Here is an 11,932-nt window from a genome sequence, read left to right as displayed (position 1 = left end):
GTCCATGGCAACCCAGCCAGGTTGCCCGGACAGTTCTGAACCTGTGGAGTCAGTGCATGTTATCGAAGCAGACAATCGGGCTACGCCGCGTGGTCGTGACCGGCATGGGCATCGTCTCATGTCTGGGCAACAGCCCTGCGCAGGTCCTCCAGGCATTGCGCCAGGGGCGCTCGGGAATCGCCTTCAACCTGGCCTATGCGCAAGCGGGGCTGCGCAGCCATGTCAGCGGCCGGCTGGAGGTCGACTTTCAGCGCATCGACCGGCGCCACCGGCGCTTCATGGGCGATGCCGCAGCCTATGGCTACCTGGCCATGGCCGATGCCATCGCCGATGCACGGCTGACGCCCGAGCAGGTGGCCGACACCCGCACCGGCTGCGTGATGGGCTCGGGTGGCGGCTCCAGCGAAGACATCGTCGAGGCCAACCAGCTGCTGCACAGCCAGGGCGTACGCAAGGTGGGGCCGTACCGTGTACCCCGTACCATGACCAGTACGGTCTCAGCGTGCCTGGCCAGTTTCTTCGGCATCAAGGGCCTCAACTATTCCATCGCCTCGGCCTGCGCCACCAGCGCCCATTGCATCGGCCACGCCTTCGAGCAGATCCAGTTCGGCAAACAGGATGTGGTGTTTGCTGGCGGTGCCGAAGCCGAGCACTTCAGCCAGAGCTGCATGTTCGACGCCATGGGCGCGTTTTCCACCGGCTACAACGACCGGCCGGCCACTGCCAGCCGCCCTTATGACGTGGCCCGTGATGGCTTCGTTATCAGCGGCGGGGCAGGGGTGCTGGTGCTGGAGGCGCTGGAGCATGCCCAGGCGCGCGGGGCGACCATCCTCGCCGAAGTGATCGGCTATGGCACTGCCTCCGATGGCCAGGACATGGTTTCCCCCAGCGGCGACGGCGCACTGCGCGCCATGCAGATGGCCCTGGCCAGTTGCGCCGAACCGGTGGATTACCTCAATACCCATGGCACCAGCACCCAGGCCGGCGACCTGGTGGAACTGCAGGCGGCACTGGCTGCCTTCGACGGTGAACTGCCGCCGTTCAGCTCGACCAAGTCGCTGAGCGGGCACGCGCTGGGGGCGGCCGGGGTGCACGAGGCGATCTATGCGTTGCTGATGATGCGCCACGGTTTCATGGCGGCTTCGCACAACATCGAACAGCTCGACCCGCAGGTCGAGGGGCTGCCCTTGGTACGCAGCGTGCGCGAAGGGCAGCAGGTGAATTGCGTGATGTCCAACAGCTTCGGTTTCGGCGGGGCCAATGCCTCGCTGGTGTTCAGCCGTCGGGGGCTGGAGGCGCAGGGCGCACATTGACGGTGACGGCCCACCAGAGGCCCGCCCGGACTGAGCTTGAGGGCTGCGCCTGCAGCCCACTCGCTGCGTGAAGGTTTCGAACTGCCAATCGCTTGTTCTCCAACAGACAGTGAGGTGGATATGTCGGGTACGTCGCAGCAGCCGGTCGCGCCGGAGCAATTGAAACGCGTGGTCTGGGCCGCGTCCATCGGCAACTTCGTCGAGTGGTTCGACTTTGCCCTGTATGGTTTTCTGGCGACCACCATCGCCCAGTTGTTCTTCCCCTCGGGTGACAGCACCACGGCGCTGCTCAAGACCTTTGCCGTGTTCGCCGTTGCCTTTGCTTTCCGCCCGCTCGGCGGGCTGGTGTTCGGCATGCTGGGGGACCATTTCGGGCGGCGCCGGGTGTTGTCGATCACGATCCTGCTGATGGCCGCAGCCACCACCCTGATCGGGCTGCTGCCGACCTATGCCAGCATCGGCCTGGCCGCCCCGTTGCTGTTGACGCTGATCCGCTGTGTGCAGGGTTTTTCCGCCGGTGGCGAATACGCCGGTGCCTGCATTTACCTCATCGAGCACGCCCCGGCCGGGCAGCGCGCCCGCTATGGCAGTGCCGCGCTGGTGTCGACCTTCGCCTCGTTCGCGGCCGCCGCCATCGTCACCTATGCCCTGAACCGCTGGCTGACAGCCGAGCAGATGGCAACCTTCGGTTGGCGCCTGCCCTTTCTGATCGCCGCGCCCCTCGGGCTGGTGGGCCTGTACCTGCGCTGGCGCCTGGACGAGACGCCGGCGTTCAAGGCGCTGGCTAGCGCCGAGCGTGCCGTGCATGCACCGCTGGGCCAGACATTGCGCGAGCAGGGCGGGGCGATGTGCTGCCTGGCGGCGTTCATCTCGCTGACCGCGCTGTCGTTCTACATGTGCACCACCTACTTCGTGACCTACCTGCAACTGCAAGGCGGCCAGCCGCAGCCCACAGCGCTGTTGATCTCTTTGCTGACCTTGCTGTTCGCCGCAGCCTGCTGCCCCTTTGCCGGACGCTTTTCCGACCGCGTTGGCCGGCGCCCGACCATGGTCACGGCTGCCGCCTGGCTGGTGCTGACCATTTACCCGGCGTTTCTGCTGGCGCGCTCCGGGTTGTTCTACCCAGCATTGGCGGGGGCATTCCTGTTGGCCATCGGCGCGGTGCTGTGCGGTGTGGTCACGGCCGTGCTGTTGTCGGAAGTGTTCCCCACCCGCAGTCGCTACACCGCCTCGGCCATCACCTACAACATGGCCTACACGCTGTTCGGCGGTACCGCGCCGCTGATCGCCACCTGGCTGATCGAGCGCAGCGGTGACCCGCTGTCGCCGGCCTATTACCTGGCCGGTATCGCCCTGTTCGCCCTGGCGGGCGGGCTGTCGTTGCCGGAGACGGCGGGGCGCCCCTTGAGCCACGCCGCCGATCAACCCGCCAACCCCTTGGCATAAAAAAAACAGGCCCCGCTTGGGGCCCCCGCACCTCAACAACAACCATAAGACCCACGTGCGAATCGGCTCGGCGGCGCAGTTGCCGAGTGCATTCGCGATCACCAGGAGTGACGCAGAATGGCCCGTATAGGCGTAGATGTCGGCGGTACCAACACAGACCTGATCCTGGAAACCACGGAGCGCGACTCCATCGGCCGGCGGATCTTTTCCCACAAGGTCCCCACCACCCTCGAAGACCAGTCCATCGCTGTGATGCGCGGGATTCTCGAGCTGTGTGCCAAGGCCGGAATCGGCGCCGAAGAAGTGGACCTGATCGTCCATGGCACTACGGTGGCGACCAACATTTCCATCGAACACAATGGCGCCGAGGTGGGCATGCTCACCACCAGGGGCTTCCGCGACATTCTGCACATTGGCCGGCACAAACGGCCCTACAACTTCTCGCTGCAGTTCGATGTGCCATGGCAGAGCACACCGCTGGTGCGTCGGCGTAACCGCATCGCCATCAACGAGCGCATCCTACCGCCCCATGGCCAGGTCGAGACGCCGCTGGACGAGCAGGAAGTCCGCGAGGCCGCGCAGTTGCTCAAGGCCCGTGGCGTGCAGGCCGTAATCATCGGCTTCATGTACGCCTTCCTCGACCGCTCCCATGAGCTGCGCGCCAAGGCCATCGTGCAGAAGGTGATGCCCGAGGCGTTCGTCTGCTGCTCCACCGATGTGGTGGACGTGATGCGCGAGTACGAGCGCTTTTCCACCACGGCCATGAACGCCTACGTCGGACCGCGCACCGCCCACTACCTGACCCACCTGGCCAGCCAGCTGCGTGAAAACGGCATCCAGGCCGACCTGCGCATCATGCAGTCCAACGGCGGTGTGGCCACCGTTGAAAGCTGCTGCGAGCGGCCGGTGAACATCCTCATGTCCGGCCCCGCCGGTGGCGTGATGGGCGGGCATTACTTCGCTGGGCTCGACGGTGAGCGCAACATCATCACCGTCGACATTGGTGGTACCTCGGCGGACATCTCGACCTTGGTCGATGGCCAGATCAAGGTGATGAACCCGCGCGACTCCTACGTGTCCGGGCACCCGGTGCTGGTGCCGATGATCGACCTGATCACCATCGGTGCCGGTGGCGGATCGGTGGCCTTCATCGACCCGGCCGGTGGCTTCCAGGTCGGCCCACGCTCGGCCGGTTCCAACCCCGGCCCGGCCTGTTACGGCCGCGGTGGCGAGGAGCCCACCGTGACCGACGCCAACATCGTGTTGGGCCGTCTGGACCCGGACCAGATGCTGGGCGGCGACCTGAAGATCGACCCGGCGCTGTCGTTCCAGGCCATCGAGGCGAAGATCGCCAAGCCGTTGGGCCTTAGCGTGCACCGGGCGGCCCTGGGCATCCTGCGGGTGGTCAACAACAACATGGCCCTGGCCATTCGTTCCAACTCGGTGGCCCGTGGTATCGACCCCCGCGATTTCGTGCTGATGCCGTTCGGCGGGGCAGGGCCGGTGCATGGTCCGGCGCTGGCCGATGAGGTCAATGCCAAGTCGGTGCTCATCCCGCCAGCGCCGGGCATCACCGCCGCCGCAGGCCTGCTGACCACCGACCTGCAGTACGAGGCCCTGCGCTCGTTGCTGTGCACCCTGAATACCATCGACGACACGCAATTGAATCGGCTCGAAAGCGCCTTGCAGGAACTGGAAGCCAATGTTCGGCAACAACTGCGCAACGATGGCGTGGACGATGCCTGCATGCAGCTGACCCGCATCGCCGAATGCCGCTACGACGGTCAGGGCTTCGAGTTGCGTGCCCTGATCCCTGGCGGCAGGGTGGACCACCAGGCCATTGCCCAGGTCATGGCGCATTTCCACCAAGTGCATGAGCAGGACTACGGCTATTGCTACGCCGATGCCCCGGTGGAAGTCGTCAGCCTGCGTGTCATCGGCCATTCCCAGTCCGAGAAGCTGGCCTGGCAGCCGCTGCCGGCGGCGGTCGACAGCGACACCGGCCAGGCCTTCCTTTACGAGCGCGACACCTGGTTCGACGATGGCCAGTGCCTGCCCACGCCACGCTATGACCGCAGCAAGCTGCACGCCGGCCAGTACATCGAAGGCCCGGCCATGCTCATGCAGCACGACTCCACCTCGCTGGTGCCGCCGGGTTGGGTGGCCAGGGTGAGCGCCCACGGCAACCTGATCATCTCCCGCCAGTAACGCCAGAGGACACAGCCATGAATACGCAACCGGTCGATCCGATCACCCTGCAAGTCATCAGCGGCGCCTTGAAGACCATCGCCGAAGAGATGGGCCACGTGCTGTACCGCATGTCGTTCTCATCGATCATCCGCGAGTCCCAGGACATGGGCGCCGGGCTGTTCGACACCCGCTACCAGACCATCTGCGAGTCCGAATCCACGCCGATGCACATCGGCTCGATCCCGGCCTACCTGCGCGGCATCGAGGCCACCCTGCAAGGTGGCGCCTGGCACGAGGGCGATGTGGTGGTGCACAACCATCCCTATCACGGCTCCAGCCACAGCCCGGACCTGGCGGTGATCGTGCCGATTTTCCATGAAGGCGAGCTGGTGGGCTTTTCCGGCAACACCGCGCACCACATCGACATCGGCGCAGCTACGCCGGGGTTGATCATCGACGTAGGCGACGTGTACGCCGAAGGCATGCTGATGGCCGGGCTCAAGCTCTATGAGCGCGGTGTGCGCAACGAAGCGCTGGTGCAGATGTTCCGTTACAACAGCCGTGCATCCGACCAGCTGATTCGCGACATCGAAGCCCAGGTGGCCTCGGCGCAGCTGGGCGCCCGGCGCTTCAAGGAACTACTGACCCGCTACGGCAAGGACTTCAGCTTTACCGCGATCAACCAGTTGATCGACTACGCCGAAACCATCATGCGCCAGCAGATCGCGCAGATTCCCGATGGCGACTACCGCGCCGAAGGCTTCCTCGACGACGACGGCCGCAACCGCGAGCGGCGCCTGCCGGTGGTGGTCACGGTAAAAGTGAGCGGTGATGCCCTGGAGGTGGACCTGACCGGTTCGGCGTTGCAAACCGAAACCGCCTATAACGTGCCGTTCGAAGGTTCGTGCAAGGTGGCCGCCTACGCCGCCTTCCGCAAGCTGCTGCTCGACGCTGCCACGCTGCCCAGCCCGGTGCCGTCCAACGAGGGGTCGTTCCGCCCGATCAGCGTCGTGGCGCCGCTGGGCACGATTTTCAACCCAGTGTTCCCAGCCGCTGCCGAGGCGCGCTTCACCCAGTGCAACCGGATGATCGATCTCATCATCAAGGCCCTGGCCCCGGTGCTGCCGGAGCGGGTGATCGCCGGCAGCTCGGCGTCGATCTCCTTCGCTGCCTATTCCGGGGTGAAGGCCGATGGCGACTATTGGGTATTCCTCGAAGTCAACGAAGGGGCATACGGCGGGCGGCCGAAATCCGACGGGCCCGATGCCATCGACAACCTGATGGCCAACACCCGCAACAACCCCATCGAAGACCTGGGGATGCACCTGCCGATGATCTGCGACCGCTACGAGCTGCGTGACGATGTGCAGCCAGGCGCTGGCAAGTACCGCGGTGGCATCGGTGTGGTAAAGGCCCAGCGGGTGCTCACGGCGGGCTTCATCACCCACGAAAGCGAACGGCATTTCGATGTGCCCTGGGGGGTGTTCGGTGGCTGCGACGGGGTGGTAGGCAAGACCGAGATCTACAATGTCGCCAGCCCCGGGCAGGTGGTGTCGATGCCGTCGAAGTTCTCCGGGTACGCGTCCAAGGCGGGGGATGTGATGGCCTACTACTCGCCCTGTGGCGGTGGCTATGGCAACCCGCTAGAACGCAGTGCCGAGCAGGTGCGCGAAGACGTGCTGGATGACTTCTGCAGCCTCGAACAGGCCTTTGAGGTGTACGGAGTGGTGCTCGACGAGCAGGTGCGCCTGGACATCGAGGCCACCCGCGCCCGGCGCCAGCAACTGCAGGGCTGACCACAGGTCTGCCCGCCGCAGCCTTTGCTGGGTTGCTATTCGCCAGCAAAGGCCGTTGCCCACGTTCGTTCCTTTCCCCAAGAGCCTGCGGCCATCGCCATGGCAGGTAGGTTGCGCCTTCCATTCATGCACAGGTGCTTCGATGAACAGCCCCGAATTGACTTCTGTCTCACCGACTCCGGCCGTCTCCCGTCACAACCTGTTGGAACCGTCGATTCTTCCGGTACAACGACGACATCGCTCGATCGGTACCCTGGGTTTCACCTGGATCTGGATCGGTATCGCGTTCATGATCGCCACCTTCCAGCTGGGTGCTACGGGTGTTGCCGGCCTGCCGCTGCCACAGGTCGTAGCGATCATTCTGCTGGCCAACATCGTCCTGGCGCTACTGATGACCCTGACCGCGGACATCGGTACCGAACATGGTTTGTCTTTCGCGGTGTATTTGCGAGCGCCGTTCGGCGTGCATGGCACACACATTCCGTCATTGTTTCGCGGCCTGGTCGCGGCGATCTGGTTCGGTATCCAGACCTACCTCGGCGCCCTGGCCCTGAGCGGTATCGTCGAGTACTTGACCGGGTTCGACAACTGGGCCTTGTGGTATGTGATCTTCGCAGTGGTGCAAATCATCAATACCGCGCTGGGTATCAAGGCGGTAGAGTTTCTCTCGTCCATCGCAGCGCCGGCGATCATTGCCATCTCGGTTTGGATGTACCTGACCCTCGATGTGCTGGCAGTCACCAAAGGGGTCAATATCTGGACGTTCGTCGGCGACAAGCAGCTGACCATCATTACCCTGTTCCTGGCTAACGTGGCTTTCTGGTCGACCTTGGCCATCGACATTCCCAATATCACCCGTTACGTGCGGACACCAGTCAATGCTCGGGGGTTCCTGTCTCGTAACCGGCATATCTTTCTTGCTCAACTGGTCGCATTACCGCTGACTCAGACCTGGATCGCGGTCATTGGCGCGGCATCTTTCGTCGCCGCCGGAGACTGGAATCCAATCAATGTCATCCAGGCCCAGAGCACCGGGCTGAGCCTGGTCGTGCTGATGGTCCTGGTGGTGCTGGCACAGTGGTCGACCAATACTGCAGCCAACCTGATCCCGGCGGCGCTGACCTTCGTCAATGCTGGAGCACCACGAGTCAGATACCCGACTGCAGTGATGATCGCGGGAGTCATCGGTACACTTTCGATGCCGTGGGCCATCCTCGATAACCTGTTCGCCTTCCTGTTTTCGTATGGATCGTTCCTCTCGGCAATTGGCGGGATCATGGTGGCTGACTATTACCTGATTCGGCGACGCCGGTTGAACGTGCCGCAGTTGTATGAGCTGCAAGGGCAATTCCACTATTGGCGCGGTTTCAACCCTGCCGGCTTGTTAGCGTGGGCTGCGGCCAGCGTGTTGGCGTACTGTTCCGGTGACTGGGCATTTGTAGTCGGTTTCGTCAGCGGTTTGGTGATCCATGCCATGCTGATGAAGTTCTGGATCGTTCGGCGCTATCCCCAGCAAGAGCTCACCGGCAATGGCGCGCAGTGGCTGGCCAGCAGTGTCGGCCACGACTGGCGCTACGATGCCAGTACCGATCGCTTCGGCCTTACGCCATCAGATCAGGCGTGAAGCTCCGCAGCTCGGTGCCCTAGTAGGGCTTTGAAACGCGCGGCGGTAGGGCTCTGGTATTCCTCGTTCCACGCGGCGATGGTCTGCACCTGGGCATGCTCGTCCTGCAGCGGCACGATGACCACGCCTTCGCGCTGGATCCGGTAGGCGCATTCCGAATACAGCGACACCCCCATGTTGGCCGCCACCAGCCCGAGGATACCGATGCTGGTGGTGGCCTCCTGGTGAATGTTCGGGCTGAAACCGGCGCGCTGGCACAGCTGAAACGCCTGGTCGCGGAACAGGCTCCAGCCACTGGGCGCACCGAAGATGAAGCGCTCGTCGCGCAACTGTTCGATGCGCAAAGTGGCCTGTCCGGCCAGCGGGTGCCGTGACGGCAGAATTGCCACCATGCGTTCCTGGTTCACCGGCAATGAGGCGATGTCCGGCTCGGTCATTGGCCCCAGCAGGAACCCCACGTCGATCAGGCTATCGCGGATCGCCTTGTACTGCTCGTGAGAGGGCATGTACAGCAACTCCACGGTCACATCCGGGTGCAGGTCCTTGAAGCGCTCGAGAATGCCCGGCAGCGCGCCGTTGATGGCGAAGTCGTTGTAGGCCACGGTCAGGTGGCCGATGTCCCCCGCCGCGGCGCTACGCGCCAGGTCGATACCGCGTTCGATATGGCGGAACACCTGCTGGCATTCCTGCAAGAACAGCCGACCGGCCTCGGTCAGCGCCACATGGCGCGTGGTGCGCATGAACAACTCCGCCCCCAGCTCGCTTTCCAGCGCCTTGATCAGGCGGCTCAAAGCCGGCTGGGTGATGAACAGGGCATCGGCGGCGCGCTTGAAATGCAGCAGTTGCGCGACGCGGACGAAGGCTTTTATCTGCTTGAGATCAAAGCGGATATTAATGCTCATTTTGGTATCAATGCTCGCCAACAATGAATTGGATGTCATCAGTGGCCGAGATTATCGTGAGTTCCAGGTCAAGGCAAACCTTCCTTGCCGAACCGCTCACAACGACCCACTGGGGAGATTCACTATGTCGCAAGACCTGATGACCATGCTCGAACGCGCCTTCGAAGAATCGACCAAGCTCTACAAGGAGCGTGGCTTCCAGCGCCGTATCGGCTTCGGCAAGCGCCCGGCGCTGATCAACGTCGACCTGGCCAACGCCTGGACCCGCCCAGGCAACCCGTTCACCTGCGAAAAGATCGACGACGAAATCATCCCCGGCGTGCAGCGCCTGATGAAGGTGTTCCGTGCCAACCACTTCCCGATCGTCCACGTCACCACCTGCTACCAGAACACCGACCGCCATGACCCCAACACCGACATGGGCCAGTGGCACAACAAGATCCCGGTGGACGTGGTCAACCAGGCCGATGAGAACCTCTGGGCGATCGACTCGCGCATCGCGCCAGTCGATGGCGAGTTCGTGCTGGTGAAGAAGCGCGCCAGTTCGTTCAGCGGCACCTCGCTGGCCGGGTACCTGCGCTCGGCAGGGGTCGACACCATCCTGGTGACCGGCGTGACGGCCTCGGCTTGCGTGCGTACCACCCTGTGCGACGGCCTGGCCGAAGGCTTCCGCACCATCGCCGTGAAAGAGTGCATCGGCGACCGGGTACCGGGCGCGGTGGCCTGGAACCTGTTTGACATTGATGCCAAGTTCGCCGACGTGGAAACCGTCGACAGCTGCCTGGATTACCTGGCTAGCATTGGCAAACGTTGACCGCCCGGGTGTGACCCGCGCCATGCTGAAGCCGGGCTTCAGCATGGCGCGTTGCGTTTGTCCAGCCGCATGGCTGAAACACACCTGTACGCCAGGCTCATTGATTGCAAGCTAAGCGATTGTTAAGGTCGGTCCTCCCAAGAATCATCATGAGCGTCTGGTCGAGCTGGCAACTATCTTCAACTGCGAAACAGCCGACCTGCTGACCGAGGGAGCTCCCGCCCGGAGGACCAGGCCCGCAGGCTCCATGACCTTCTTTCCCGGCTGACAGCGGCAGACCGTGAGCTTGTCATGGACATGGTGGAGCGCCTGGTTGCCCGGCTCGGCCAGGACTGAGCGCTGAATCATGGCGACTACATGGCGGGCTCGGACGCCTCCTCTGTACCCGGCTCATCGAACAGCGATCCACAGCGCAGGCACAAATACCTGAACCCTCCGAAGTGATATTTGGCGACCCCAGGGTTGGGGTATCTGTGTCCGCCTCCTGAGCCCCCTGCAATGCACTGTCGGCCAGGCTGACCAGCAGGGCGATGCCCTTGGCAACGTCCCGCGTCAGAATGGCCTTGGACTCGCAGATTAAGCATCTGATCATGGTTCCTCGTGGTAATAACGGCCGAATGCACAGCCGCTGGTGATGACTGGTTGGCGGTTGTCGCTGGGGGTTTTCAGCAGGGATTGCCCGGGCGTGGGCAGAGCAATCTGAGCAGGCGATTCAGCATCCAGCAGGCCAGGACCACGGCGAGCAGCAGCGGCGGGAAGCGCAGCATGAGCAAGATGCTCAGCACCACCGTAGCAGCGGCCGCGAGCGCGCCGATGAAGATGAGCAGGTGGAGTAGAAATCGAAGTAGAAGCATAGTGAGTCTCCAAGAAAACCTGCCTGGCCGATGACGGCAGCGCAGGCAGGTGGGATTCAGTGGGGCTGTGAGGCGAGGGCTTCCAGTTTGTCTGCGAGGAATTTGGGCGCCGCCTGTGAATCAACGGGGGCGGTCGAGCTGGCTGGCTCTGGGGCGGTGAAGAACTCCTCGATCACAGCGTGACTGTCTTCTTCGCTGTCCTCAAAGGCGCCATTGCCGAAGCCCCGGCGGGCTGCCTCATCCAGCGCCCCTTGATCGAAGCCGGCGGTTTGCCGTTGCGCCGCGAGCTCGCCCGCCTGCTGCAGAGCTTCAGCCATGCCCATGCCGTTGCGTACCGTGAGGTCGACGTAGAAGATCGGGGTGCCGTGGCTCTGGCGCGTCGACTTGCCGCGTAGGCGCAGCTCCAGCGGCAGGCAGGCCAAGCGATTGCCGGAAATGGCCTGGAAGTAATGTAGCCGGGCTGCCAGGGTGCGGATGCTGTTGAAGCCGGTGGTGCGGAACACGAAGGTGCCCAGCGGATCCTCCTCGCCAATGACCACGTTCAGCCGGCCATAGGGCCTGCAGGCATTACCCTTGGCCAGCGGGCAGGCATCCGGCGAAGGGCAGGGCAGCGATTGCATACCGTCCTGAGTGACGCGCTTGCAGGTTTCGCCATTACCGACGCACAGTGGCCGTCCCGACTGCCGGTCGAACAGGGTGTAGTCGGCGCGAAAGTTCAATTCCGGTTCGTTGAACAGCAGACGTACCGGGATGCTACGCAGCTTGTCGTCCTTGCCCTGACGCAGTTCATCGTTGAGCGGGTGCAACAGCCAGCCATCCCGGCCCTGCACTTGGGACGTGATGGTGAACTGGTCATCCTTCTCCGGAAGACGCTTACCGTTTTTCTCGACGACCTTGCCAATGGAGATGCGACCGAGTGCGGGAGGGATGAGTGCGAGACCTTTCAACATGGTGGTGCTCCTGGAAATGAAAAAGGCCAGCCACGCAGCGCGA

General features: G+C 63.5%; 9 protein-coding genes and 1 pseudogene. 7 read left to right on the top strand and 3 right to left on the bottom strand.

Going from position 1 to position 11,932, the window contains the following annotated elements:
- Positions 1-56: 56 nt before the first annotated feature.
- The 5 genes from APH28_RS11445 (at position 57) to APH28_RS11425 (ending at position 8,369) form a co-directional block, all read left to right on the top strand.
- Positions 57-1,313, top strand: a complete 1,257-nt coding sequence (locus tag APH28_RS11445; protein WP_009683511.1) for a beta-ketoacyl synthase N-terminal-like domain-containing protein — start codon at positions 57-59, stop codon at positions 1,311-1,313.
- Between the two features lie 120 nt (positions 1,314-1,433).
- Positions 1,434-2,759 carry an MFS transporter gene (locus APH28_RS11440; protein WP_009683512.1) on the top strand — a complete coding sequence of 442 codons (1,326 nt, stop codon included), beginning with the start codon at positions 1,434-1,436 and terminating at the stop codon, positions 2,757-2,759.
- 117 nt (positions 2,760-2,876) lie between these two features.
- On the top strand, positions 2,877-4,967 hold the full coding sequence (locus tag APH28_RS11435; RefSeq protein WP_023101487.1) for a hydantoinase/oxoprolinase family protein: 2,091 nt from the start codon (positions 2,877-2,879) through the stop codon (positions 4,965-4,967).
- Positions 4,968-4,984: 17 nt separating this feature from the next.
- Positions 4,985-6,745 carry a hydantoinase B/oxoprolinase family protein gene (locus APH28_RS11430; RefSeq protein ID WP_009683515.1) on the top strand — a complete coding sequence of 587 codons (1,761 nt, stop codon included), beginning with the start codon at positions 4,985-4,987 and terminating at the stop codon, positions 6,743-6,745.
- A 142-nt stretch (positions 6,746-6,887) separates the two neighbouring features.
- Positions 6,888-8,369 (top strand): NCS1 family transporter, encoded by a 1,482-nt coding sequence (locus APH28_RS11425; RefSeq protein ID WP_023101486.1) that lies wholly within the window; start codon positions 6,888-6,890, stop codon positions 8,367-8,369.
- Here the strand turns inward: APH28_RS11425 and APH28_RS11420 are convergent.
- On the bottom strand, positions 8,360-9,271 hold the full coding sequence (locus tag APH28_RS11420) for a LysR family transcriptional regulator (RefSeq protein ID WP_052161962.1): 912 nt from the start codon (positions 9,269-9,271) through the stop codon (positions 8,360-8,362). The two genes, APH28_RS11425 and APH28_RS11420, sit on opposite strands and share 10 nt — an antisense overlap.
- A gap of 124 nt (positions 9,272-9,395) precedes the next feature.
- Between APH28_RS11420 and APH28_RS11415 the strand changes: the two genes are divergently transcribed.
- Together APH28_RS11415 and APH28_RS29475 are read left to right on the top strand one after the other, a co-directional pair.
- Complete coding sequence (locus tag APH28_RS11415) at positions 9,396-10,085, top strand: isochorismatase family protein (RefSeq protein WP_009683518.1); 690 nt, start codon at positions 9,396-9,398, stop codon at positions 10,083-10,085.
- Positions 10,086-10,236: 151 nt separating this feature from the next.
- Positions 10,237-10,421 (top strand): annotated as a pseudogene (locus tag APH28_RS29475) (transcriptional regulator); the annotation flags it as partial.
- 329 nt (positions 10,422-10,750) lie between these two features.
- On the opposite strand, the gene APH28_RS11405 reads toward APH28_RS29475, so the two are convergent.
- Positions 10,751-10,939 carry a hypothetical protein gene (locus tag APH28_RS11405; protein WP_009683519.1) on the bottom strand — a complete coding sequence of 63 codons (189 nt, stop codon included), beginning with the start codon at positions 10,937-10,939 and terminating at the stop codon, positions 10,751-10,753.
- Positions 10,940-10,995: 56 nt separating this feature from the next.
- On the bottom strand, positions 10,996-11,889 hold the full coding sequence (locus tag APH28_RS11400) for a hypothetical protein (RefSeq protein WP_009683520.1): 894 nt from the start codon (positions 11,887-11,889) through the stop codon (positions 10,996-10,998).
- Positions 11,890-11,932 lie beyond the last annotated feature (43 nt).

Source organism: Pseudomonas sp. NBRC 111124 (assembly GCF_001320245.1).
In the GTDB taxonomy this organism is placed as follows: domain Bacteria; phylum Pseudomonadota; class Gammaproteobacteria; order Pseudomonadales; family Pseudomonadaceae; genus Aquipseudomonas.
The sequence above is the reverse complement of the archived record's forward strand: the minus strand, read 5'-3'. Positions and strand labels throughout refer to the sequence as shown.

Bases quoted from the DNA above. Each gene is read 5' to 3' on its own strand.
- APH28_RS11440 (WP_009683512.1), top strand. From the start codon at position 1,434: ATGTCGGGTACGTCGCAGCAGCCGGTCGCGCCGGAGCAATTGAAACGC.
- APH28_RS11415 (WP_009683518.1), top strand. From the start codon at position 9,396: ATGTCGCAAGACCTGATGACCATGCTCGAACGCGCCTTCGAAGAATCG.
- APH28_RS11430 (WP_009683515.1), top strand. From the start codon at position 4,985: ATGAATACGCAACCGGTCGATCCGATCACCCTGCAAGTCATCAGCGGC.
- APH28_RS11420 (WP_052161962.1), bottom strand. From the start codon at position 9,271: ATGAGCATTAATATCCGCTTTGATCTCAAGCAGATAAAAGCCTTCGTC.
- APH28_RS11445 (WP_009683511.1), top strand. From the start codon at position 57: ATGTTATCGAAGCAGACAATCGGGCTACGCCGCGTGGTCGTGACCGGC.
- APH28_RS11435 (WP_023101487.1), top strand. From the start codon at position 2,877: ATGGCCCGTATAGGCGTAGATGTCGGCGGTACCAACACAGACCTGATC.
- APH28_RS11405 (WP_009683519.1), bottom strand. From the start codon at position 10,939: ATGCTTCTACTTCGATTTCTACTCCACCTGCTCATCTTCATCGGCGCG.
- APH28_RS11425 (WP_023101486.1), top strand. From the start codon at position 6,888: ATGAACAGCCCCGAATTGACTTCTGTCTCACCGACTCCGGCCGTCTCC.
- APH28_RS11400 (WP_009683520.1), bottom strand. From the start codon at position 11,889: ATGTTGAAAGGTCTCGCACTCATCCCTCCCGCACTCGGTCGCATCTCC.